Origin of the sequence: Brevibacillus sp. 1238, assembly GCF_029892995.1 — a bacterium.
Lineage (GTDB): Bacteria > Bacillota > Bacilli > Brevibacillales > Brevibacillaceae > Brevibacillus > Brevibacillus parabrevis.
This window is the reverse complement of sequence record NZ_JARXWC010000013.1, coordinates 61,110-83,430: the sequence shown is the minus strand read 5'-3', so window position 1 is coordinate 83,430 and position 22,321 is coordinate 61,110. Positions and strand designations below refer to the sequence as shown.

The following is a 22,321-nucleotide window of genomic DNA, read 5'->3' as shown; positions in this document are numbered from 1 at the left end:
CAAAAGGAAGGAGGGGAATGGCTTTGAAATTGTTCATTCTCGATAGTCTGGAAACAAAAGGCGTGAGGGTGCCCAAGGAGCATCTCGATGAACTGGAGATGAGATGGCGGGGGATCGTCAGTTTGAAGCAAGAGACAGAAGCGGCTTTGCTGGATGATCACGATATCGCATTGCGAAATATCCCGGGGGGTGACCATTTTGAGTAAAGAGTTGATCGGCAAGTCGGCAGAAGAGCTGGCTGGCCTGCTGGAAAAGCGGGATGTCTCCTCGCTGGAACTGACGAGGGCTGTTTTGGATCACGCCGAAGCGTTGAATCCGACGATCAATGCGTATTTGTCCATTACGAGAGAAGCGGCTGAGAAAGCGGCCGCAAAAGCAGATGCGGAGATTGCTTCCGGCGGGTATCGCGGGATGTATCACGGGATTCCAATGGGGATCAAGGACAACTTGTACTTTCAAAATGAAGTGACGACGATGGCATCGAAAATTCATCAGCATTTTGTTCCGGATTACGATGCGACGATTATTGCCAAGCTGCGGGAAGCCGGGGCTGTCTTTACCGGAAAGCTGAACATGCATGAATACGCGTGGGGGATTACGAACAACAATCCGCATTACGGCGCGTGCCGGAACCCGTGGAACCCGGATAAAATCCCAGGCGGTTCAAGCGGCGGCTCGGGAGCAGCAGTGGCAGCGGATATGTGCGTCGCTTCGCTTGGCACGGATACGGCTGGCTCCATTCGCATTCCGTCTTCTGCTTGCGGGATTGTCGGGTTGAAGCCGACGCACGGCAGGGTAAGCAAATACGGCTGCTTTCCGCTCTCCTGGTCGCTTGACCATATCGGCCCGATGACGAAAACAGTGAAGGATGCGGCAGGCTTGCTGGAAATCATTGCAGGCTACGATCCAAACGATCCGACATCTGTAAATGCGCCTGTTGCTACATACATGGCTGAGCTGACTGGCGATGTGAGCAAGCTGGTGATCGGGGTGAACGAGGACTATTTCTTCAAGCAGGTGGATACGGAAGTGGAGCGGCTGGTGAGGAAGGCGATCCAGGCACTCGCAGATCAAGGCGCCAGAGTGGAGGTGGTCGAGATTCCGGCACTTGCCTACGCGGAGTACGCAGAGATGATTACGATTTTGTCAGAGGCCGCTACCATCCATCATCGCAATTTGCTGAAGCGGCCGGACGACTTTGGCAGCGATATCCGCCTGTTGTTTGAGCTGGGAGAGCTTCCGTCTGCGGTCGAATACTTGCAGGCGCAGCAGCTTCGCCGCCAAATCAAGCGCGACTTCCGCAAGGCTTTTGAAAAGGTGAATGTGATCATCGCCCCGACTTTGCCGATTATTGCGCCTAATATCGGAGAGGCGTTCGCTGACTTGAATGGTGAGCAGGTCGACTTGATCAATCAGATCATTCGCTTTACCGGGCCGAGCAATCTCACCGGACTGCCCGCTTTGACGGTTCCGTGTGGGCTGAAGAGCGGAATGCCGGTAGGCTTGCAAATCATTGGGCCAGCTCTGCAAGAAGGGCTGGTGCTGAATGTGGGCTACGCGGTGGAGCAGACGAATCCGTTGCAAGGCAAAAAACCGGAGCTGGTGCGAGTGTAGCGTGTAACTGTAAACACCAAGGAAAAATGGCACAGGGAACGAGCGGAACAGGCAGCGCATGTGCATGTGCCAAGGCAAGCAAGGAAAAAGGCAGCGGCTGTCCCGGACAGGAAAAAGTCATGGGACAGCGCTGCCTTTTTGTATGGTATAAACACGTGTTTTATTAGCGATGCATGTGCCTGGCGATATCGGACAGCTTTTTGCTGCGCAACCTTCGCATTCAAGCAGGCTGCGCTGTTCGGACAGCTTTTGGGAAGCGAGAGTACAATTGCAGGTAGAATCAAAACCGATCGGCGAGGCAAAACCTCCGTGCCGGGTGTGTACGTCGAGGAAGTAAGCGATTGCCGTTTTCACTCCGTTCGTTCCACCGTCGACGCGCTTCCGGCAAGTCCGGCAAGGGGAGGGGCCAGAGGCAAATCAACCATGATGGAAGTGCCGCGCCCTTGCTCGCTGCTGACCAGGAATCGACCTGTGTGGAGTTGAATGATCTCCTTGCAGATCGCAAGCCCCAGGCCGCTTCCAGACAGCTTGGAGGTGCCTTTGAAAAACTTTTCCGTGACATGCGGCAAATCGTTCGGATGGATGCCCTCTCCGCTATCCGTTACGGTGACCGTCAGCCTGTCTTCCGAGGCCGTTGCCGCTACGCATATCGTGCCGCCTTTTGGCGTGAATTTGAAGGCGTTGTCCAGCAGATTGACAAACACTTGCTTCAACCTGTTTGGATCGCCCATGACGATCAGCGGAGAAGCGGGCAGGTCGAGTTGAAAATCGATTTGCTTCTCCTGAGAGCGGATGGCGAATTGCACATGCATATCGTCCAAAATCTCGCGCAAGTCCATCCGTTCGCGGGAAAGCTTCATCTCGCCGGACTGAAACTTGGAAAAGTCGAGCAGTTCTTCTACCAGGCCGATGAGCCGATCCGTTTCCTTGGAGATGACTTCAAGGCCGAGCATCGTTTCCTCCGGCTCCTCCAAGCCGCCAGAAATGAGCGTTTCCCCCCAGCCCTTTATCGAAGTGAGCGGCGTGCGCAGCTCGTGGGAGACGGAGGAGATAAAGTCGTTTTTCAGCTTCTCGTTTTTGCCGATCTCCGCTGCCATGTAGTTGAATGTATCGGCGAGCGTTCCTACCTCGTCATCGTAGCGTTTGGGGGCGCGGGCGGTGAAATTGCCCTCGGCCATTTGCTTCGCGGCGTTGGTCAGCTCTTCGATCGGGTCGACGATTCGTTTTGCCATGAGCAGGCTGAGAGCAAAAGCCAGCAAAACTACGCCCGCCCCAACACTCAGCCCGTAGAGGGCAATGCGATTAACCGCCTGATATAAAGGCTCGGCGGAGATCGTGTAGCGCAGCACGCCGACGTATTCAGAAGCAAAGGTAAGCGGATTGGAGATGGCAATTACCCGCTCGCGGGATTGCGGGCTTCTGCCGACAAACAGTCCTTTTTGCCCGCGAATGGCATCTGTGACGTCGGAAGTCTGGATCAGCTCTCCTGTCTGGAACCCGTAAGAGTTGAGGATGACTTTGCCATTCAGGTCGAGAACCTCGATTTTGGCATACTCTTGACTGGATATGTTCTCCAAAATATAACGAGCTTTATCCTTTAGGCGGTAGCCGGTAGCGTATTTGTTGATAAAATTGGTGAATGTCGTGCTGCGTGTTTCCAATGCTTCGGTCGCTGTCCCGAAGTAGTAAGTGTGGACAGCCCAATAAAACAGGCCTTCCAGCAACAACACAATCAAAAGCAGGATCATGCCGAAGTAGAGGACAAGCCTGCTTTTAATTCCTTTCATGAGGAGCATCCTTTCGCCACAGGTACCCGTATCCCCAAACCGTTTCCAGGAAAGTCGGGTGAGCAGGATCATCCTCAATTTTTTGCCGGATTCTCCGCATGTTCACGTCGACGATCTTCAAGTCGCCGACGAAAAACTGGCCCCAGACGTTGGTCAAAATCTCATCGCGGCTGATTGCTTTGTTCGCGTTCTCGGCCAACAGCTTGATAATCGCGAACTCTTTCGGGGTCAGGACAATTTCCTGGTCCTTTTTCGTCAGCTTCCGCTCATCGAGCAGCAAGGTGAACGGGGCAATATCAATGACGTTTTTGTCTTCAACAGCTGCGGGAACAGGAGCGAGCCTGCGGTGCAGCGCCTTGACGCGAGCCAACAGCTCTGCGGGACTGAACGGCTTGGACACATAGTCGTCGGCGCCGAACTCCAGCCCCATTACTTTGTCCAGCTCCTGACTTTTGGCGGTGAGCATGATGATGCCCAGCCGCGGATATTTTTTGCGCAGATGCCCGCATACTTCAAAGCCGTCGATGCCAGGCAGCATGACGTCGAGAATGGCAATCTCGATATCGGTATTGGCGTCTGCGATCTCCAGTGCTTCTTCTCCGGTGGTTGCCTCGATGACTTCCCAGCCTTCGCGTTTCAGATTGATGCGCACAAAATCGCGGATCGATTTTTCATCTTCCAGCAATAAAACCTTCATAAGGCAAATCCCCTTGATCTGATTTCGACTTTTTCAGCTATCCATGGACGATGGACGGGTAAACAGCGCTGGCCTTTATCACGGAATGGATAAAGGCTTGTAGAGCTGGCGTATTTCGTCGGCAGTGAGCTGCATGGCACGGTACTCCTGCATGGCAGACTTGCCGAGGTTAGGTGCTGCTTGCGGCAGAATCGCGATCAAAACTTGCTTGCCCTCTTCTTTCAGCAGGACGTAAGGAACTTGCTTCTGCTTGAGTCCGTTCTCGAATTTGCTCCACTCGGTTTGCGGAACGCTTTGGAGAGTCAAAAGCTCGGCTTTATTTTTCCCGTTTTCTCCGTAGTAGAAAAAGCGCATCGTGAACGAATTGGAGCTGGGGAGGGTCGCGAGTGAGTATTTGTCCCGCCATTTATCGGGAATTTTCAGATCGATGCCCTGGGCAAAGTTCTGGTAGTGATCCTCCACGTGTTTCAGCCCCGTTTTTCCATCCCATTGAAAGTAGGAGGAGATCCAAGGAATTTCGGCCATCGCCATATCTTCCGTCCCAAGCGGCTGAATCATCGTGCCGACCTCAATAATTCCATCCCCGTTAATATCCTCACTGTACAAAGAATAAGCCTTGAAGGTCAAATCCATTTCTCCCTCTACTTTAGCCAGCGGATTGCGCAGCTCGCCATTTTCCCAGAGCAGCAGGTCGGTGGCAGAGGAATGTGCGCCGACACCCGATTCGATAAACAGCGCATTGCGCGTAGGCGATGCTTTGCCGATAATCGCCTGTTCGTATCCGTTTACGTAGCCGTCGAGCGCGATCTCAGTCAGTTTGGTAATTTTCCCGTCTTTTGCGCCGAACAGCTCTGCTTTGGAGGTGAAGTTGGTGTGATCGTGCATGACCAGGGCAAGCTCGGGTTGTTGATCTCCGTTCAGGTCGCCAACCGCCATTACCGAATACGACTGCTTCATCAGTTCCCGGGTCTTGTCATCGGCGATCGAAAAGACGGACAGTTCTTTGTTCAAGCCGTCACCGCCGCCCAGTCCTATCAGCATCTCCGGGATATGGTCGCCAGTCAGGTCGTTGAACGAAACGTAGTCCAGCTCATTGCCGATCCCGGTAAAAGAAGTCAGCTTTTGCCAGTTTCCCTGCTTTTGGGTCAGCACCAGCACGCCGATCTCGTAGTCGGTTTTATCTGACTTGTAAAACGCGACAACCTCGGGAGCCCCGTCTCCGTTCAAGTCTTGCAGGGAGACAGCGCTTGCTTCCGCAGGGTGCAGCGGGACCGCCAGTTGAGAACCGGCAGGCAAAAATTGCATGACGGCCTGATTGATCGATTTCTGGTCGCCGTCAGCCGAAGGGGCGCGCATCAATTCATTTGGAGTATCTGTCAGGCCGCAACCGCTCAACAAGGCAGCGCAGAATGCCGCAGACAAGAGCCAAGCCTTTTTCATTGTGATTGTTCCTTTCTGTAGCTGCTTCACATTTGACTCTATTGTAGCTTGCCGCTTCTGTAAAGTTGTTGCAAATCGGTAAAAACGAGCAAGAAAACTTAGGAATTATTTACTAGCAACATTTACCCTGTCCCCCTCGTTAGAGATGTATAGAGGGAAGGAAATACACGGGTGTAATAATCTGGCAAGAAATAGCATGCCCATTTACAGAGGAGGAGAACAATTATGAAACGATGGCAAAAGGCAATGGCAGCGATCGCATGTAGCGGCGCGATTCTCATCGCATCAGGAGTGGGAGCCGATCCGGTTCATGCGAGCACTTTCCAGACGCAGGCATATGCTCCGGTAGTCCTGCTCCAGCCTGGGCAAGATATCCCGTTTTCCGTTCAGTTTACCGCTGGATTTCAGGCGAAGGTGACCAACTTGCGCACAAAAGCGGTCACGACAATTGATTTGTCCGCGAACAAGACGAAGTATATGGACAAAGGGATTTATCAAGCGGACGGAAAGCTGTTGAGGACGATGGACGGGTTTACGCAAAAGCTGGTTGAACTCGTGCCTTTCCGCGACGCCAAAGGCAACCTGCGCTGGATGGGCAAACAGATTATGTGGGGATTCAACAACGAGGATTATGTTGCAGTGGCGACCAGCGTGTGGAATGTCGTTGACAACAAGCCGCAACTGCTGTCACTGACGGTGGAAAAAGCGGACGAAGACAACTTGCCATCGCAGGAAGTCTCGATTAATAGCGGTTTTAGCATGCGGGGCGACAGTACATATGTACTGGATACCAAGTATGCCGATGTAACGGGCGATGGGGTAAAAGACCAGATTCTTTTGATCGGAGACAAAATGGGCTTCTCCATGAACCAGACAGCGAAAAATTTGCGGCTGGTCGTGCGGGAAGGAAAAGATCATCAACAGACGATCATCCCCGTGGGCAAACGCGATCAAGGATTGCTGCCAAAATTGGCGATCGCGGATGGCAATCAGGATCAGGTGAAGGACATTTTGGTTACCATGCCTACGGCTGCAGGCAATGTGTACAGTCAGATCACCTGGAAAGAGAACCGTCCTCGTCCGGTTGTGGAGCAGGATCAGTTGAACAATCGCACTGTATACCAGCCGGTAATGGGCGTGCATGGAGAAGCTGTTGCGATGAAAAGACTGCGCTAAAGCGACTGGCGCAAGGAGAAGAGCAAATCCTCTTCTCCTTGCTTGTTCATGAGCCTTGACAAAAAAAGGAACCAGGCATACAATAGAAATCGAGGGATTTGCTCGCACGTTGTGTACGACTAAATCCACATGAAATTAAGGCATTCTGTGCGTAGCTCAGTTTTTGATCTATGAACAGAGTGTCTTAATTTGTTTTGGGCATAAAAGCGCCGGATTGTGGATAGGGTAGGAACAGGTCGCACGTTGTGTACGACCGAAAAGAGGAGTTCGCACGTTGGGTGCGTTCTCCTCTTTTTATTTATACTCCCATGTGATGATCTTGGATTTCAGGTGCCTGGTGTAAAGAGCGAAGAGGGTCTCCTGGTGCCGTTTGCGCGGAGGAAAGCCGTAGATCGCCCGAAAATAAACGGAAGTGATGAAGTTGATCATGTCGGCAAGCTGGATCAGGTTTGCGTTTGTATCATGCGACAATTTGATTTGAAGGTCCGGGTACACCCGGCGATTTGCCGGGTTTCGCAAGGCGTCACGAAAATGGTTGAGTTCGCTAGGCTTGCCGTCGTCACAGATGATGAAGGCGTAAGAATCGGAATGACTCATCTCGTTTGAGAGGCACTTCACGAGTTCCGTATACGCATGAAGGTGCATCCGGTTATGATTCGTCTCTTTTGCCTTGGCCTGATAAAGCGGCTTGTTGACAAGGGCCGCCACCACTTTTACCTCGGCAGCTTTCACCAGAGACAGCAATTCATCAACGACCCGGAAGCGTTGTGCATCTGACAAATTATAGTAAAAATTTTCGCCATCAATAAACGCTTTTCCGTGTATCTCGAACTTTTTGAAGAAATCGATGTGCGGAAATTGCTCGGCGGGTATCCCGTGGATGGCTGCTTTTATATCTTTTTCCAGGTTGTCTTTTATTTTCTGCACTTCACGGTGCAAGTGGATTTGGTGATGGATCGGAACAAGTACGCCTGCATAGCAGAGTACCGGCTGGTTTTTCATATCGTTGAAGCCGTTGTTTCCTGACTCATCCGTGTAAAACCCGTATAAAGTCACATTTGCTCCTACTTTCGACTGCGACATAGTTCGATTATACCAAATAAAGGAACAGAAAGAGGACGTGTTTTGGACCGTGGTGAGTTCGTTAAATCGTAATTATTTCGTTTTGTGTTGACATGACGACTTCAGTTGGTTTAGTATGATTCATAAATCGTAATGATTACGTTTTGTTAAACAAACAGACAAAGGAGAGCAACTGATGAACGATACAAGAATCCCGGTAACAGTGTTGAGCGGCTACTTGGGAGCAGGGAAGACGACATTGCTCAATCACGTTTTGAACAACCGGGACGGATTGCGCGTCGCCATCATTGTCAACGACCTTAGCGAAGTGAATATGGATGGAGCTTTGGTAGCGCAAGGGGGAGGCATTTCCCGCGTAGATGAAAAGGTCGTGGAGATGTCGAACGGCTGCATTTGCTGCACTTTGCGGGAAGATTTGCTGACAGAAGTGGAGCGGTTGGCGCTCGAAGGACGGTATGACTACATACTGATCGAATCGACAGGGATCGGCGAGCCTGTTCCGGTCGCGCAAACGTTCACATATGTTGATGAGGAGAACGGGATTAATTTGTCGCTGTTGACCCGGTTGGACACGATGGTGACAGTGGTGGATGCCTACCGTTTCTGGCATGACTTTTCCTCGGGGGAAAGCTTGTTGGACAGGGATCAGGCTGTGGGCGAGGACGATACGCGAGAAGTGGTCGATTTGCTGGTGGATCAGATTGAGTTTTGCGACGTGCTGATCTTGAACAAGTGCGATCGCGTAGCTCCCGAGGATTTGGAGCAGTTGGAAGCTGTGCTGAGAAAATTGCAGCCAAAGGCGCGCTTGATTCGCTCCGTACGCGGTCAGGTCGATCCACACGAGATTTTGAATACAGGCTTGTTTGATTTCGAAGCTGCCAGCCAATCGGCGGGCTGGATTGCGGAGCTGCAAAAAGAGGAGCACACCCCGGAGACTGACGAGTACGGGATTTCTTCATTTGTCTACCGCGCGCGCCGACCTTTTCACCCGGAACGATTTGGCGAATGGCTTGCGCAATGGCCGGAAGAGGTCGTGCGAGCCAAAGGTTTTTTCTGGCTGGCAACGCGAAATGATCTGGCGATGACGCTCAGTCAGGCAGGGCCGTCCATTGAAGTGGGAACAGCCGGGTACTGGACGGCAGCGCTGCCGCCAGAGGAACAGCAGGCGGTGCTTGCAGAAGAGACGGATTGGCAGCACAATTGGGACCCGAATCACGGCGACAGGATGACAGAGGTGGTGTTCATCGGCATTGGGCTGGATCAGACAGCGGTGACAGAGCAACTCGATGCCTGTCTCTTGACGGACGAGGAATACGAGTCGGACTGGGGCATGCTCCCTGATCCGTTGCCTACAGCCAGCACCGTCGTAGAGATGTCGATGTAAAAGGATAAAGGAGGAGCGTCACATGCGCGTAAACATTACTTTGCAGTGTACGGAAACAGGAGATCGGAACTACATCACGACCAAAAACAAAAGAACGCATCCAGAGCGGCTGGAGCTGAAAAAATATTCGCCTCGCCTGAAACGCCATACGCTGCACCGGGAGACGAAGTAAACAAAGCGGTCATGACCGTTTGTTGACCGCAAGCGGCCACATCCCATTTCATGAAAAAAAGCCCTTTCTCATGCTGCGAAAATCAGGTCAGTTCCGGACCGATCCTTCGCAGGCGAGGGAGGGCTTTTTTGCTGAAGGATGGAAGGAAGTTGCAAACAGTGTGAACCAGCCACGGGCCGGACGGTTTCAGCCGTTTTTGCCCAAGGCGTAGACGCGCATGACTTGCTCAGCGGCTTGTTTCAACAGGGAAGCGCCATTCTGCATGGCTTCATCCAGCGTCATCGGCTTGTTGGTGATTCCGATGACAGCGGTAACGCCTTTTTCGTACAAAGCTTCTATGCCTTCCCCGACAGAGCCTGCCAGCACGATGACAGGAATGCCGCATTGCTGCGCGAGCTGTGCTACGCCCCATGGTGTCTTGCCTTGCGCTGTTTGAAAATCGACCTGGCCTTCTCCGCTGATGACGAGATCGGCTCCGTCCATGGCGAGAGCGAGCCGGGTCGTTTCCATGACGATCTGAATCCCGGATTGCAGCTTGCCGCCGAGAAAAGCCAAAAGCGCCCCTGCCACGCCGCCTGCCGCTCCTGTCCCGGGCAAGTCGTGAATGGCGGTGCCAGTCGTTTGTTTGATCACGTCGGCAAAATGCCGCAAATGCTCGTCCAGTGCGAGAACCATTTGCGGGGTGGCGCCTTTTTGCGGGCCAAATACGCGGGAAGCACCGTTTGGACCGACAAACGGATTGTCGACATCGCAGGCGATGACAAATTGGCACGCATCCAGCCGTTTGTCTTTGTCGCTGTCGTCGATATGCGACAGCCGCGAAAGCTCGCCGCCGCCAAAAGCAAGCGGCTGATTGTTTGCATCGAGCAGCCTGTAGCCCAACGCTTGCAGCATTCCGGCACCGCCATCGTTAGTCGCGCTGCCGCCGAGTCCGAGAATAAAGCGTCGGCACCCGTGATCGAGTCCCGCCAAAATCAGCTGGCCGAAGCCGTATGTAGTAGTGAGCAGCGGATTGCGTTCGTCTTTGGCGATGAGATACAGACCAGATGCTGAGGCAAGCTCGATGACGCAGGTCACGCCGTCGCCAAGAATGCCGAACTGGGCTGCAATCGTGCGTCCGAGCGGGTCCATGGCCTGCGCAGTCAAAACTTTGCCATTGGTGGCATCAACGAGGCACTGCATGGTTCCTTCGCCGCCGTCTGCCATGGGCGAGACGACAACTTCGGCTTGGGGGCAGGCGCGTTGTACCCCTGCGCGAATCGCTTCACCTGCTTGCTTGGCCGTGAGACTTCCTTTGAAAGAATCGGGAGCGATGACGACTTTCATGCGGGACACCCTCCTTTTTTCTTCATGATAAGCCGAAACGACTCGTTAAAGAAACGTCTGCCGATGAAAAAAGCTGCCCCGGCGTCGCGTGACGCGGAGCAGCCTGTTTTTTGTGGTTACGCATTCTTTTTCATCAACAGCTTTTCTTCCTGTCCGTCCTTGTCGGCAAAAAACCACTTCATCATCGGCGGGGTAACAATCGTCGTCAAAAGAACAACGACGATCAAGACGGCAAACATATCGTCTGTCAGCAGATTGTTTTCCAACCCGATGGCGGCGATAATCAGCGCCACTTCGCCCCGCGATACCATGGCCGCTCCGATTGCCATTGAATTTTTCCAGGGGAACCCGGTCATTTTTGCGCCAAGGGCACCGCCAACGAGCTTGGAGACAATGGCGATGACACTCAGGATGACGATCAGCCACAGATTTTCCACAATACCGGAAAACTGCGCAGTTACCCCGATCGAGGTGAAAAAGACCGGAACGAATACCGCGTAGCTGATCGTTTCCACCTTGTGCGTGACTTCTTGCTTGTACGTGGTCAGGCTGATTGCCACACCAGCGATATAGGAGCCGATGATCGCGGCCACACCTGTATACTCGGCAAAGTAGGCAAACAGGAAACAAATAATCAGGGCAGCGGAAATGACGGATTCGGTTACTTGCAAAGGCGCGAATTTACGCAGAACCCATGGAACCACTTTCCACGACAGGAGAATGACGGCGGCGAAAAACGCGACCTTTTTCAAAACGACCATTCCCAGGTTGACGTCGCCGCCCGCAAAGCTCATCAAAAAGGCGAGGGCCAAAATGACAAGAACGTCGTCAATCACAGCAGCACCCATGATGGTCGCGCCTTCCCGTGATTTTAGCTTGCCCAGTTCTTTCAGCGTTTGGACGGAAATACTCACGCTGGTCGCGGAGAGCAAGAGTCCCAAAAAGACCGATTCGATCGAGGATAGTCCCATCGTGATTCCGGCTACATACCCGAGAGCCAGAGGGGCGATGATGCCCGCCACACCTACACTGGTGGAGGATTTGGCGGTGCGCTTGAACTCGTCTATATCGGTTTCCAAACCCGCGATGAACATGAGCAGAATGACCCCGATCTGGCTGATTTCTTTCAAAATTTCCGTGTCAGTGACAAGCCCGAGAACAGTAGGGCCGAGAACGATACCGATGAGCAACTTCCCCAAAACGGACGGCTGTCCCAGGCGCACACTGATGTCACCGGCGATTTTGGAGGCGATCAAGATGACAGCCAGCTGAAAAATAAGCATGTGGTTTCCCCCTTTATCTTTTTGAAAAAAAACAAAAAGAGCCCGTAATCAAGGGGTTTTTCTTTTTGTCAGCTAAAAAAAGACAAAAAGAACCCTATGATGACAGGCTCCTCCATAAACGAAACGAATATTCATTTGCGATACAATTACATTTTAACATAACGGGGAGAAAAAGTAAAGAAACAGTGGCAGCAAGACTGCGGGCATGTCATCATGGAAAGTAAAAAACAGGGGGAAAGTCAGTGGCGGAACAGGCAAACGATACGCTAAAAGTGAGCAAGCACAATGCCGAGCATTACATGTGGGGCGACAATTGCGACGGTTGGCATCTGGTCAAAGGCCAGGATTTGAGCGTCATTTTTGAGCGAATGCCAGCCAATACGGCGGAGGTGCGCCATTATCATGAGCGTTCCCGGCAATTTTTTTTCGTGCTCTGTGGACAGGCCGTACTTGAAGTAGAAGGCGTTCGGTATGAGATTGGCGTCCAGGAAGGGGTAGAAGTACCTCCGGGGGCCAAGCATCAGATGAAAAACGAGAGTAGCGCAGACGTGGAATTTCTGGTCATTTCCCAGCCGACAACGCGAGGCGACCGCATTCATACCAAGTAACACAAGTGGTCATGACCAAGCGCTCCTTTTTTTTGAAGGACAAGATGCTGCTGCATGCGGGCACATCTGCGTTTACGAAATACGCCGAGGTTTTTTCCGCAGAAAAAGACCTGACTGTCGCAGGACGGCCAGGTCTTTTTGTATCGTTGCCCACTAGCGGACATGTTTATTTCCAGTTAACGAAATCGGACATTTGTGCGAATGTGTCTGCCAAAGCGTGCAAGCTTTCTCCGGTTTGGTAAGCGAAGATAGGCAAACCGACAACGAACAACAAAACTTCTCCGATATATTTGGCGATCATAAGATCTACCTCCTTTTGGATGTGGTTCAAGCCGTGCGATCCAAAAAAAGGGAGCTGTATGTATCCTTGTCGCCATTCGCGTGCTGAATCCGCCGAATGATGCGGAAGCGCAGCGGTTGCCTTGCTGCCATCGGATAAGTTTCAACCGAGCAAGGATTGATGGAGGGTTGATAGCTGTCACTCGTGCTCCAACGAAAAGCCTGCAATTGCGGGTGATCACAACGTCTCAGGCAAAAGCCGGAGGTGAAGCAACCCACAAAGAGGGCGAGCAAGGCGAAGAAATCATCCAGTGAAAACAGCAGCAGCATATCTTCCACGGCGATCCTCCTCCTTTCGTATCCATCATTCTACTCCTGTTCACATATTCCAGCAACCCTAAAAAGCAGGGGGATTGATTCCATTGCCAATGATCCGATTATTTGATTTTGCCGATAGACAGGTTGACGCGATAGTTGCCGAAGGGCAGGAGATCATCCAAAAAGCGGTTGAGGGCGGACTGGTCAGGGACGTTGATTTTCATCGTATAACAGCCTTCTCCGCTGATGCGATGCGCTTCGAGAACTTCGCTGCGGGAGGTGACGAAGCGAGTAAAGCTCGTGTGATCGGTCGTCTTCATGAACATGGTGACCATGGCAGTGAGGGACGGAGCCAGCTTTGTTTCATCCACGAGTGTAGTGTAGCCGGTAATAATACCTTGTTCCTCCAGGCGGCGAATGCGGTTGCCGACGGCTTGTCCGCTCAAATGTACCTGTTCGCCGATGTCTTTCCACAAAAGGCGGCTGTTTTGGCGCAGCAAGGCCAAAATGGCGAGGTCGGTTTGGTCTGGCATGGAAATCTCCTTTCACGGTGAAAGTGGGGCGCTGTATTTGTTTCGCGGGAAGAGGCGTTTGTTTTTTACAATAAAAGCAAGCTCATTTCTATTATACGATCGGGACTGGAGGACAGTGAAGAGATGCACATTCAACTTGTTAGACACGCCACATTGAAAGTGGCTTACGGCGGCCGCACGTTTTTGATCGACCCGATGTTCAGCGATGCCGGGGAGCTGCCTGCTGTACCGAACACGCCGAATCAGCGGGCAAATCCTTTGGTCGACCTGCCTTTTTCTGTGGAAGAAGTGCTGGCAGGAGTTGACGCGATTGTGATTACCCATACGCATCGCGATCATTTGGACGAAAAAGCGATGAGTCTGTTGCCACGGAATTTACCTGTGTTCTGCCAGCAGCCAGACGAGGAAATGCTGCTGCAACAAGGATTTTCACAGGTTACCGCCATCAAGGACGAACATGATTGGCAAGGGATTCGCCTGAATCGGACAGCCGGGCAGCACGGGACAGGCGAGATCGGAAAAGCGATGGGGCCAGTTTCCGGTTTTGTCCTGCAAGCCCCTGGCGAACCGACCTTGTACATGGCAGGAGATACGATCTGGTGCGACGAGGTAGGGCAGACGATTCAACGGTTCTCGCCAGATGCCATCGTCGTGTTCGCCGGGGCGGCAAGGTTTTTGGCGGGCGATCCGATCACGATGACAAAAGAGGACATAGCATCTGTGGCGGCAGCCGCACCGGATAGTCACGTGCTGGTAGCCCACATGGAGACGTGGAATCACTGCCTGTTGTCGCGCAGCGAGCTTCGCGAGTTTTTGGGCGAGCACAAACTGCAAAAACGCGTCCTCGTGCCGAATGACGGGGAGATCGTTGCACACCTGTGACCTGTGAGGTAAGGTGTGATCGAAAAAAGGAAGCAGCTTCGCTGACGGACGGAGCTGCTTTTTCGTCTGCGAGCAAATTCGGGCTTGGCCAGCATTTGACAAACGAGTTGTCACGTAATAAACTATTTTTACGTAAATGATTAATGTCATGAGGTGTTGTTGTGGCGCACGAACAGCTGGAAACGTATATCGTCGAAACGCCCGAGCAGGCGATGGCGTTGTTGAATCCGCTCAGGGCCGAGATTTTGAGCCGATTGGCGGAGCCTGCTTCAGCGGCGGAAGTAGCGCGGGGAATCAACGAGATTCCACAGCGGGTGAATTATCACCTGAAAGCTTTGGAAAAGGTCGGGCTGGTCAGGCGCGTAGGGAGTCGGCAGGTCCGCAATCTGGTTGAAGTGCTGTATTTGGCGATAGCTCGCACGTACGTGCTCTCCGAAGGGCTGAACTGGGCTAACGACACCGTGCAGCAGATGAAGGATCAGGGAGCTTTGTCGCACTTGATCCAGACGGCTGAGCGGATCAAGCGGGATGCCCTCGCTTTGCTGGAACGCTCGGATCAGGAAAAAGAAATTCCGAGTGCCACGCTCGATACGAGCATTCGCCTCGCCAGCGAGGAGCAGCGGGCAGCTTTTGTCGAGGAATACGTGCAGCTCGTCAATCAGCTCGTCAAAAAGTATCAGACGAAGACAAGTGCACAGGAGACGTATCAGGTCATTCTCGCGGTGTATCCCAAAGAAGGAGGCGAGCCGTCATGAAGGCAGAGGCTTCAGCGCCTGTAAAAGCAAGACCAGTCGTTGTGTGGGAAAGACGGGTCGAACCGAAGGCAGACAACGTCATCATGCTTCCGGCAAACGGCAACAACGTGGAACGGGAAGCAGCAGTGACAGAGTGGACGATCGGTTCGAGCGACCAGCCTGCTGTAATCACTCAGGTGTCATCCGGGTTTGGCAAAAGCAAGGCAGCGGCTGTACCGCCACAGTCCGTACGTATGAGCATGGCAGCCTAAAAGCCTAAAGGATATAAAGGAGGGTTTGGCATGAATTTGATTCCGGTAGTCGTTGAGCAGACGAGTTATGGCGAGCGTTCGTACGATATTTACTCCCGTCTGCTGAAAGATCGCATTATTTTTCTCGGCAGCGCCATTGATGATCAGGTAGCAAATGCAATTGTGGCCCAGTTGCTGTTTCTTGCGGCAGAGGACCCGAAAAAAGACATTCATTTGTACATCAACTCCCCCGGCGGCTCGGTGACAGCGGGAATGGCGATCATCGACACCATGCAATTCGTGGCGCCCGACGTATCCACCATCTGCACAGGTATGGCTGCTTCGATGGGAGCGATGCTGCTGGTGGCAGGAGCGCCCGGCAAACGCTACGCCCTGCCGAATGCAGAGGTCATGATTCACCAGCCATGGGGCGGCACGCAGGGGCAGGCGAGCGATATTAAAATCGCTGCCGAGCGGATCATGAAGCATCGGAATCTGCTTTACTCGATCATTGCCCAGCGTACAGGCAAGTCGGTTGAGCAGATCGAAAAGGATGCCGACCGCGACTACTTCATGTCCGCCGCCGAAGCGCTTGAGTACGGGATCATCGATAAAGTTATTGAAAAGCTGTAAAAGCTTGTAAAACATAGACGCAGAGGCATCTTCGGAACTTAGTTTTCGAGGATGCCTTTTTCGTTTGCCCCTAAACATGCGTATATTTTTTTAGCCTGGTTTAAAGAGGAAAAGGACAGGGAAAGAAAAAGGGTGGTATCCGAGTATTTTCGACATGATCACATTCATTTCGACAAGAGGAGGCACTCTTTTGAAAATCAGAACCAAATTCATTCTAGCTTTCAGCCTGATTTTGGCCGTTATGTTCAGCTCAGGCTCATATATGTACATTCATATGCAACAACTGAAATCTGCCTATGAGGAGATGCTCGACGACGGAGAGTTCCTGACCGATTTGCGCGAGATGCAGTTTACCCTCACAGGTCGAAACAATGACGAGCGCGGCTATGTGCTCACGGGCGATGAAGAGTATCGCAAGGAGTTGAAGGAGAAAGCAGGCAAAATCGAAGCGCTGTTTCAAAAGCTGGACGAGTACGAGGATATTACGGAGCAGCAAAAAGCAACGCTGCAAGAAGCGAAGAAACTTTATCAAGGGTACTTGGCCGCAAGCGACAAGGCCGTGGCAGCTTTGGACGAAGGCAGACGGGAAGAATCGATGGTCTATCATTTTGGATTGGAGCGGCAAGCGCGAAAGAAGCTTGATTCGACGGTAAGCACGCTCATGGAGGATGTTCGCCGGGAAAAAGAAGCCGACGATCAGTCGCTGCGTGAACGGGAAGTCGTGTCCGTCAACATCCAGATTGCTTTTAGTGTCGCAGGAGTTCTTGTAGCTGTCGTCATTGGCGGACTGTTGATTCGGGCGATCATTCGTCCGCTCAATCGCGTTAACGAGCAGTTGGCTGCCATAGCAGATGGGGAAGGCGATCTGACGAAGGAGCTGACGGTGTCCTCCAAAGACGAGATCGGCGAGTTGGCTGCGTCCTTTAACCGGATGCTGGCCAATCTGCGCACGCTCATTTCCCAGATTCGCGGGCACGCCCAGCAAGTAGCGGCTGCGGCAGAGCAGTTGACGGCCAGCTCGGAGCAGACTAGCAAGGCAACCGAGCAAATCGCGGAAACGATCCAGGAAATGGCTACAGGCGCAGATGTGCAAGCGCATCAAGTGGAAGAGGGCGACAAGGAAGTGCAGGAGATGACCGCAGGCATCGGACAAATCGCTGCGCGTGCGCAAAATGTCTCGGCTGCGGCACTGAACGCCTCGGAGCTGGCGACGGGAGGAACCCGGACGATTCAGCTTGCGGTAGAACAGATGAACGGCGTCGGTGAAACGATGCAGCAACTGGCTCATGCGGTCAGCGGACTGGGCAGCCGCTCGGAGCAGATTGGGCAAATTGTCGAGGTGATCACGCAAATCGCGGGTCAAACCAATCTGCTCGCGCTCAATGCGGCCATCGAAGCGGCCCGGGCGGGTGAGCAAGGCAGAGGCTTTGCGGTAGTCGCAGATGAGGTGAGAAAGCTGGCCGAACAGGCGTCTGCGTCCGCACAGGAAATCACCCAGCTGGTTAGCGCCATACGCGCAGAGACACTTGATGCAGTAACGTCGATGCAAAAAGGCTCGGACGAGGTGGCAGCGGGGATGGAAGGTGTCGCGACGGCGGGCGAAGTCTTTTCGCACATCCGCGATGCGGTTGTCAGTGTGGCAAAAGACGTGGAGAGCGTTTCGGAAGCCTCGCGTACCTTGACAGAGAGCACGGGAAAAGTCGCAGCGTCGATGGAGCTGATCGCTTCCGTCACGCACACCGCTGTCAGCCGGACTTTGGACGTATCTGCGGCGACAGAACAGCAGCTTGCCTCCATGCAGGAAATTCATTCCTCGGCTGCTTCTCTCGCCAATTTGGCGGAGGATTTGGAGAAGATGATCAGCCGCTTCAAAGCATAAAGGCTAGGATACCAAATGGAATGCTGTCGTGCAGCGAAACACCATGCGCGAAGACGAAAAGCCACTTGCAGGCACGAAAAAACTGCAAGTGGCTTTTTCTTTGCCACATAAAGCGAGAGTGCGGTGATTGCCGGATCAGGCCAGCCGCCACAAGGACAGCTTGCGGTAGACGAGAAAGATCAGCATGTTGCCGAGAGCTGCGACAAGAAAGACTGCCCACGGGCCGATCGACACCGTCATGAAGCCGGAGCCGAAGATAGAGAAGACGATTCCCAGCTTGAAAATCGAGCCGGTAATGCCGCTAATCCGCCCGATCAGATGGGCGGGCGTAGTCTCCTGGCGAAACGTCCAGATACAGACATTTTCAATCGTAGCGATCAGCCCGGTGAGAAACAGGGACAGGCAGAGCAGCCACGTACTGGTGGCGAAGACCATGAGCAGAGAGGAGAAGCCGAGTGACAGAATCGTTACGCCCATCATTTTCCCGAGCGGAAAGCGCCGCCGCAGCGGAGCGACGATGGAGCTGCCGATCAAGCCGCCAAGCCCGGCGACAGACAAGACCAGCCCCAATGTAGAAGTATCGAGACGCAAATGATCTTTGGCAAAGAAAATGATCATGGCGTCGTACATGCCGGAAGTCGCGTTGAGAAAAATGACGAGCAGCGTGATATGCCAAAGCGGTTTATTGCTCAACAGCTCGGCCCAGCCAGCTTTTAGCTCCTGCCAGAACCCGGCTTTTTGCGCAGCAGGTGGATCGGCTTTTTCCAGGAACGAGATCGCGATGAAAGCGAGCATATAGGCTACGCCTGTGATCAGAAGCCCTGAGTACAGACTGGACAGCAGCAAAATAAATCCGGTAATCGCTGGGCCCATAATTTCAATGAACGTGCTCATGAACGAAAAACGGGCATTTGCCGCGGTGAGCAGCGGCGTAGGCACGACTTGCTTGATCATGCTCACCCTTGCATTTTGAAAGCCGTAGTTGAACGCCATCAGAAAAAATCCGGCGATGTAGTAATGAATGACCTGGGCGTGCCCAGCCGCGGACAAGGCGTACAGTGAAAACAGCAGCACCATTTGCCCGAAGACCATCCATTGCGACCAGCGCTTTTTCGAAAAGCGGTCGACCCATACGCCAATGAACATGGCGAGCAGCAGGTTGGGCAAAAACTCGATGCTTTTCATCGTGGTCATCGCTATGGCTGACTGCGTCATGTCGTACAAAATGAGCGGCAGGGCCAGTTCGTATACTTTGCTGCCGCAAGCAAGCAGTGTGGACGTGCAAAACAAGATGAGAAACGGTCGATTGCGCCAGATCGGCATGAAAATCAAAACCCCCTTTTCGTTCTCCATTGTAGTTGGAAAAAGGGGAAGAAAAAGGGTAGAGTAGTAGCAGAGGCAGTTCCCCTTTTTACAGAAAGAAGTGAGGCAACTTTGCAGATTGTGTATCATTACTTGCGCTTGCGCCAACATTTTGCCAACAGGCAGGAGGGCGAAGCGCAAGCGATTACGCTTCACGAGCTGGCGGAGATTTTGTGCTGTACGGAACGCAACGTCAAAAAAATCATCAAGCAGCTGGTCGAACAAGGCTGGATCGAATGGACGCCGGGCAGAGGGCGGGGAATCGGCTCGCAGCTTGTCTTTTTGCGCAGTGTCGAGCAGATTGTCATGCCGCTCGCCAAAGCCCAGATTGAGCAAGGCGATCTGGAGCGGGCTATGCAGTTGCTGCAAGAGTCCCGTCTTCCTGCCGGGGGCAGGGAACGCTTTTTTGACTGGCTCTCCGGGCAATTCGGCTTTCACAGTCAAATTGTCGAAGAGCGGACATTGGACACGCTGCGCATGTCTTTTTACAGAACGATTCCCCGTCTTGACCCGGCTTTTGTGAACAGACGCACAGAGTCGCACATGGTCAGGCAAATTTTCGATACGCTGATCAGCTACGATGCTAAGGAACATGCCTACAAGCCGCGTTTGGCTCATCATTGGGAGACGAATGCGGCAGGGACGGAGTGGACCTTTTATTTGCGAAAAGGAGTCTTGTTTCATCACGGGCGGGAGTTGACCGCGCAGGATGTAGTTCGGACATTGGAGCGGGTGGCTGATCCTCAGACGGGATCGCCGTATCGCTGGATGCTTGAAGATGTGGAGCGAATGGCGGCTCTTGGCGCCAACGTTTTGCACATCCGGCTAAGACGGCCCAATCGGCTGCTGCCTGCCTGTCTCGCTTCGGATCGTCTGTCCATCGTTCCGGTGGACATGGTGCAGCAAAAAGGCGAGGAGTTCAGTCGCTTGCCAGTCGGAAGCGGGCCTTTTCGGCTGGTGACGAATGATGAGCAACAGTTTGTTCTGGAGGCATTTCCCGCTTATTTTCAGGGACGAGCACACTTGGATCGGGTGGAAATCTGGGTAGTGCCGCAATTTGACAAGCGCAGCGAGAAGTTTTTTGCTACGGAAAAAGAAGTCCATTTCCAGACAGCCTGGAGCATGCCGAAGCCGCTGGGCAGCTGGCAGGAGTTGAAGCAAGTGGAGCGAGGGGCTACTTACCTTGCGTTTAACCTGAATCGGCAAGGCCCGCAGCAAAACCGCGCTTTTCGTCAGGCTGTGGATAGCATCCTCTCGCGCAAGCAGATGATTGCCGAACTGAAAGGAAACCGCTACGGGCGGGCCTACAGCTTTTTTCCGGAAGTTCCGGGGATCGAACCCGCTCTGGCAGCGGGAAGCCGCGAGGAAAAACAGGCTGCCGTAAAGGACAGCGGTTACAGGGGAGAGCGCTTGAAGCTGTATACATACGAAGGCGCGGGCAATGAAAACAACGTCGAGTGGGTGCAGCAACAGCTGATGGAGCATGGTGTCCACGTCGATGTGACGATTGTGCCGATTGAAACGTTGAAAAAGCCGGAGGTATTGCTTCAAGCCGATCTCGTTTTGGCGGGAGAGGTTTTTGATGAGCAGTGGATTTTGGGGATGGTCGAGTTTTTTCGCTCGGACATCAGCTTTGCCCGGAACTTGTGGAATCCGGCCTTGCGCGAGCGGATTGATCGTGAACTGGAGCTTTTGACGGAGGAACAGGGCGAGGAAGGGCAGCAAAGGAGGCTGCGGCGTATCGAGATGCTACTGGCCGAGCGGTGCGCTCTGCTGTTTTTGTACCATACAAGGCAGCATTCGGTTTACCACTCGGCACTTGCCGGAGTCTCGTTAAATGCGCTGGGCCAAGCCAATTACAAGGACATCTGGTTCAAACAGGCGCATATCGCCACACCAAAATGAAGGAGAGCGCCGAAAACAGAGTCTGTCACGAATGTGGCGATTGCGATAAGATAGGAGTTCAGTGCGAAAAATGGGGGAGAGACGATGAGACGATTCCGATTTGACGAACAGGCTGGGAGAGAGATCGAGCGTTTTGATTCTGTCGGCGCGGTGTTTTCCCGCATTTTGCGTACGAAAGATGCTGTGTCTATCGGCTGTATTCATGTAAAAGCCGGCGGGGTAGTAGGCTATCATCCGGCTGTTTGCCCGCAGCTCTTTCTCGTGGTCAACGGAGAGGGCTGGGTGCGGGGAGAGGATGACGAGCGGATTCCGATTCAGGCGGGCCAGGCGGCTTTTTGGCAGGCGGGCGAGGGTCACGAATCGGGAACAGAGTCTGGGATGACAGCGATCGTGATCGAGGGAGAGGAGCTTGATCCCGACAGCTTCATGACGTTGTTGGAAGCATAATGGTTCACGCCAACTCCACATGCACGAGGAAGATCATCTTGAGAAAGTCGGTGTGAAAAAAGAAATGACGTGGAAGACACATATGCTCCTTGGCGCAATCGCGGGATACTGGGCGTACCCTTCCTGGAAGGGGAGCGTAATCGGTGCCACGATGGCGCTAGTGCCAGATATCGATCAGGCGAGAAGCAAGCTGGGGCATTTCCTGGGCCCTGTGTCCAAAATGCTGCAAAAAGGGCTTGGGCACCGGACGCTGACGCATTCGTGGGTCATTTTGTTGCTTCCGGCTGCTTTTTGGGGCGATTCCCCGGAGGGCTGGGCGGCCTTGTGGGGATTGCTCTCGCACCTGATCAGCGACATGCTGGTGGGGCGTATTCAGCTGTTTTGGCCGCTGCGAATGGGCTGGGTAGGTGTGCGCCTGTCGCGCGCGCTTTATGGAACCGTAGATCGTCTCGTCTTTTATGCGGCGATCGTCTACATCATCTACATGGGATATATGTAAGAAAAAGAACCTTGCCGCACTTCACAGTG

The 22,321-nt window shown here is 53.1% G+C and carries 24 protein-coding genes; 14 read left to right on the top strand and 10 right to left on the bottom strand.

Annotated elements, in window-relative coordinates:
* The first annotated feature begins 17 nt into the window (after window positions 1-17).
* Both M2298_RS23145 and M2298_RS23140 read left to right on the top strand, forming a co-directional pair.
* Window positions 18-206 carry a hypothetical protein gene (locus M2298_RS23145; RefSeq protein WP_173599929.1) on the top strand — a complete coding sequence of 63 codons (189 nt, stop codon included), beginning with the start codon at window positions 18-20 and terminating at the stop codon, window positions 204-206.
* On the top strand, window positions 199-1,614 hold the full coding sequence (locus M2298_RS23140; protein ID WP_280649140.1) for an amidase: 1,416 nt from the start codon (window positions 199-201) through the stop codon (window positions 1,612-1,614). Before M2298_RS23145 ends, M2298_RS23140 begins: the two co-directional genes overlap by 8 nt.
* A 350-nt stretch (window positions 1,615-1,964) precedes the next feature.
* Here the strand turns inward: M2298_RS23140 and M2298_RS23135 are convergent, their stop codons facing one another.
* The 3 genes from M2298_RS23135 to M2298_RS23125 form a co-directional block, all read right to left on the bottom strand.
* Entirely contained in the window at window positions 1,965-3,401 is a 1,437-nt protein-coding gene (locus M2298_RS23135; RefSeq protein WP_122966643.1) for an ATP-binding protein, read from the bottom strand.
* Window positions 3,388-4,098: a response regulator transcription factor gene (locus M2298_RS23130; RefSeq protein ID WP_173599927.1), complete on the bottom strand. Its 711-nt coding sequence runs from the start codon at window positions 4,096-4,098 to the stop codon at window positions 3,388-3,390. Before M2298_RS23130 ends, M2298_RS23135 begins: the two co-directional genes overlap by 14 nt.
* Window positions 4,099-4,176: 78 nt before the next feature.
* Window positions 4,177-5,538: a VCBS repeat-containing protein gene (locus M2298_RS23125; protein WP_173599926.1), complete on the bottom strand. Its 1,362-nt coding sequence runs from the start codon at window positions 5,536-5,538 to the stop codon at window positions 4,177-4,179.
* Between the two features lie 225 nt (window positions 5,539-5,763).
* Between M2298_RS23125 and M2298_RS23120 the strand changes: the two genes are divergently transcribed.
* Complete coding sequence (locus tag M2298_RS23120; protein ID WP_173599925.1) at window positions 5,764-6,714, top strand: hypothetical protein; 951 nt, start codon at window positions 5,764-5,766, stop codon at window positions 6,712-6,714.
* Between the two features lie 294 nt (window positions 6,715-7,008).
* Here the strand turns inward: M2298_RS23120 and M2298_RS23115 are convergent, their stop codons facing one another.
* Window positions 7,009-7,770: a DUF3800 domain-containing protein gene (locus tag M2298_RS23115; protein ID WP_122966639.1), complete on the bottom strand. Its 762-nt coding sequence runs from the start codon at window positions 7,768-7,770 to the stop codon at window positions 7,009-7,011.
* 202 nt (window positions 7,771-7,972) lie between these two features.
* On the opposite strand from M2298_RS23115, the gene M2298_RS23110 reads away from it, so the two are divergent.
* Window positions 7,973-9,181 (top strand): GTP-binding protein, encoded by a 1,209-nt coding sequence (locus M2298_RS23110; protein ID WP_173599924.1) that lies wholly within the window; start codon window positions 7,973-7,975, stop codon window positions 9,179-9,181.
* Window positions 9,182-9,203: 22 nt separating this feature from the next.
* On the top strand, window positions 9,204-9,353 hold the full coding sequence (gene rpmG, locus M2298_RS23105; protein ID WP_063229390.1) for a 50S ribosomal protein L33: 150 nt from the start codon (window positions 9,204-9,206) through the stop codon (window positions 9,351-9,353).
* A gap of 186 nt (window positions 9,354-9,539) precedes the next feature.
* Here rpmG and M2298_RS23100 read toward each other — a convergent pair whose 3' ends face one another.
* Both M2298_RS23100 and M2298_RS23095 read right to left on the bottom strand, forming a co-directional pair.
* Window positions 9,540-10,679 (bottom strand): glycerate kinase, encoded by a 1,140-nt coding sequence (locus M2298_RS23100; RefSeq protein ID WP_217023182.1) that lies wholly within the window; start codon window positions 10,677-10,679, stop codon window positions 9,540-9,542.
* Between the two features lie 116 nt (window positions 10,680-10,795).
* Window positions 10,796-11,962, bottom strand: coding sequence for a cation:proton antiporter (locus tag M2298_RS23095; RefSeq protein WP_173599923.1), 1,167 nt, complete (start codon window positions 11,960-11,962; stop codon window positions 10,796-10,798).
* A gap of 299 nt (window positions 11,963-12,261) precedes the next feature.
* Between M2298_RS23095 and M2298_RS23090 the strand changes: the two genes are divergently transcribed.
* Window positions 12,262-12,570, top strand: coding sequence for a cupin domain-containing protein (locus M2298_RS23090; protein ID WP_063229484.1), 309 nt, complete (start codon window positions 12,262-12,264; stop codon window positions 12,568-12,570).
* A gap of 166 nt (window positions 12,571-12,736) precedes the next feature.
* Here M2298_RS23090 and M2298_RS23085 read toward each other — a convergent pair whose 3' ends face one another.
* The 3 genes from M2298_RS23085 to M2298_RS23075 all read right to left on the bottom strand — a co-directional run bounded on the left by M2298_RS23085 (window position 12,737) and on the right by M2298_RS23075 (window position 13,700).
* Window positions 12,737-12,871: a hypothetical protein gene (locus M2298_RS23085; protein ID WP_280649139.1), complete on the bottom strand. Its 135-nt coding sequence runs from the start codon at window positions 12,869-12,871 to the stop codon at window positions 12,737-12,739.
* A gap of 26 nt (window positions 12,872-12,897) precedes the next feature.
* A complete protein-coding gene (locus M2298_RS23080) occupies window positions 12,898-13,179 on the bottom strand; it encodes a hypothetical protein (RefSeq protein ID WP_217365341.1) in 282 nt (93 codons plus the stop codon).
* Between the two features lie 107 nt (window positions 13,180-13,286).
* Entirely contained in the window at window positions 13,287-13,700 is a 414-nt protein-coding gene (locus M2298_RS23075) for an Lrp/AsnC family transcriptional regulator (protein WP_217023181.1), read from the bottom strand.
* Window positions 13,701-13,823: 123 nt separating this feature from the next.
* On the opposite strand from M2298_RS23075, the gene M2298_RS23070 reads away from it, so the two are divergent.
* The 5 genes from M2298_RS23070 to M2298_RS23050 all read left to right on the top strand — a co-directional run bounded on the left by M2298_RS23070 (window position 13,824) and on the right by M2298_RS23050 (window position 18,079).
* Window positions 13,824-14,582 carry an MBL fold metallo-hydrolase gene (locus M2298_RS23070; RefSeq protein ID WP_122966633.1) on the top strand — a complete coding sequence of 253 codons (759 nt, stop codon included), beginning with the start codon at window positions 13,824-13,826 and terminating at the stop codon, window positions 14,580-14,582.
* 161 nt (window positions 14,583-14,743) lie between these two features.
* Entirely contained in the window at window positions 14,744-15,337 is a 594-nt protein-coding gene (locus M2298_RS23065; RefSeq protein WP_122966632.1) for a winged helix-turn-helix domain-containing protein, read from the top strand.
* Window positions 15,334-15,588: a hypothetical protein gene (locus tag M2298_RS23060; RefSeq protein ID WP_122966631.1), complete on the top strand. Its 255-nt coding sequence runs from the start codon at window positions 15,334-15,336 to the stop codon at window positions 15,586-15,588. The genes M2298_RS23065 and M2298_RS23060 overlap by 4 nt, the downstream gene beginning before the upstream one ends.
* Window positions 15,589-15,618: 30 nt before the next feature.
* Window positions 15,619-16,200: an ATP-dependent Clp endopeptidase proteolytic subunit ClpP gene (clpP, locus tag M2298_RS23055; protein WP_122966630.1), complete on the top strand. Its 582-nt coding sequence runs from the start codon at window positions 15,619-15,621 to the stop codon at window positions 16,198-16,200.
* A 190-nt stretch (window positions 16,201-16,390) separates the two neighbouring features.
* Complete coding sequence (locus M2298_RS23050; RefSeq protein WP_280649138.1) at window positions 16,391-18,079, top strand: methyl-accepting chemotaxis protein; 1,689 nt, start codon at window positions 16,391-16,393, stop codon at window positions 18,077-18,079.
* 135 nt (window positions 18,080-18,214) lie between these two features.
* On the opposite strand, the gene M2298_RS23045 is transcribed toward M2298_RS23050, so the two are convergent.
* Window positions 18,215-19,402 (bottom strand): MFS transporter, encoded by a 1,188-nt coding sequence (locus M2298_RS23045; RefSeq protein WP_242772962.1) that lies wholly within the window; start codon window positions 19,400-19,402, stop codon window positions 18,215-18,217.
* Window positions 19,403-19,522: 120 nt separating this feature from the next.
* Here M2298_RS23045 and M2298_RS23040 point away from each other — a divergent pair, with 120 nt between their 5' ends.
* The 3 genes from M2298_RS23040 (at window position 19,523) to M2298_RS23030 (ending at window position 22,292) form a co-directional block, all read left to right on the top strand.
* Entirely contained in the window at window positions 19,523-21,346 is a 1,824-nt protein-coding gene (locus tag M2298_RS23040) for an SgrR family transcriptional regulator (RefSeq protein ID WP_280649151.1), read from the top strand.
* An 84-nt stretch (window positions 21,347-21,430) separates the two neighbouring features.
* Window positions 21,431-21,793 carry a cupin domain-containing protein gene (locus tag M2298_RS23035; RefSeq protein ID WP_122966626.1) on the top strand — a complete coding sequence of 121 codons (363 nt, stop codon included), beginning with the start codon at window positions 21,431-21,433 and terminating at the stop codon, window positions 21,791-21,793.
* 52 nt (window positions 21,794-21,845) lie between these two features.
* Complete coding sequence (locus M2298_RS23030; RefSeq protein ID WP_229049798.1) at window positions 21,846-22,292, top strand: metal-dependent hydrolase; 447 nt, start codon at window positions 21,846-21,848, stop codon at window positions 22,290-22,292.
* The last annotated feature ends 29 nt before the right edge of the window (window positions 22,293-22,321 follow it).

Coding starts and splice junctions, on each gene's coding strand:
- M2298_RS23070 (WP_122966633.1), top strand. CDS start 13,824: ATGCACATTCAACTTGTTAGACACGCCACATTGAAAGTGGCTTACGGC.
- M2298_RS23100 (WP_217023182.1), bottom strand. CDS start 10,679: ATGAAAGTCGTCATCGCTCCCGATTCTTTCAAAGGAAGTCTCACGGCC.
- rpmG (WP_063229390.1), top strand. CDS start 9,204: ATGCGCGTAAACATTACTTTGCAGTGTACGGAAACAGGAGATCGGAAC.
- M2298_RS23120 (WP_173599925.1), top strand. CDS start 5,764: ATGAAACGATGGCAAAAGGCAATGGCAGCGATCGCATGTAGCGGCGCG.
- M2298_RS23110 (WP_173599924.1), top strand. CDS start 7,973: ATGAACGATACAAGAATCCCGGTAACAGTGTTGAGCGGCTACTTGGGA.
- clpP (WP_122966630.1), top strand. CDS start 15,619: ATGAATTTGATTCCGGTAGTCGTTGAGCAGACGAGTTATGGCGAGCGT.
- M2298_RS23095 (WP_173599923.1), bottom strand. CDS start 11,962: ATGCTTATTTTTCAGCTGGCTGTCATCTTGATCGCCTCCAAAATCGCC.
- M2298_RS23075 (WP_217023181.1), bottom strand. CDS start 13,700: ATGCCAGACCAAACCGACCTCGCCATTTTGGCCTTGCTGCGCCAAAAC.
- M2298_RS23045 (WP_242772962.1), bottom strand. CDS start 19,402: ATGCCGATCTGGCGCAATCGACCGTTTCTCATCTTGTTTTGCACGTCC.
- M2298_RS23130 (WP_173599927.1), bottom strand. CDS start 4,098: ATGAAGGTTTTATTGCTGGAAGATGAAAAATCGATCCGCGATTTTGTG.
- M2298_RS23090 (WP_063229484.1), top strand. CDS start 12,262: ATGTGGGGCGACAATTGCGACGGTTGGCATCTGGTCAAAGGCCAGGAT.
- M2298_RS23035 (WP_122966626.1), top strand. CDS start 21,431: ATGAGACGATTCCGATTTGACGAACAGGCTGGGAGAGAGATCGAGCGT.
- M2298_RS23135 (WP_122966643.1), bottom strand. CDS start 3,401: ATGAAAGGAATTAAAAGCAGGCTTGTCCTCTACTTCGGCATGATCCTG.
- M2298_RS23085 (WP_280649139.1), bottom strand. CDS start 12,871: ATGATCGCCAAATATATCGGAGAAGTTTTGTTGTTCGTTGTCGGTTTG.
- M2298_RS23125 (WP_173599926.1), bottom strand. CDS start 5,538: ATGAAAAAGGCTTGGCTCTTGTCTGCGGCATTCTGCGCTGCCTTGTTG.
- M2298_RS23080 (WP_217365341.1), bottom strand. CDS start 13,179: ATGCTGCTGCTGTTTTCACTGGATGATTTCTTCGCCTTGCTCGCCCTC.
- M2298_RS23145 (WP_173599929.1), top strand. CDS start 18: ATGGCTTTGAAATTGTTCATTCTCGATAGTCTGGAAACAAAAGGCGTG.
- M2298_RS23060 (WP_122966631.1), top strand. CDS start 15,334: ATGAAGGCAGAGGCTTCAGCGCCTGTAAAAGCAAGACCAGTCGTTGTG.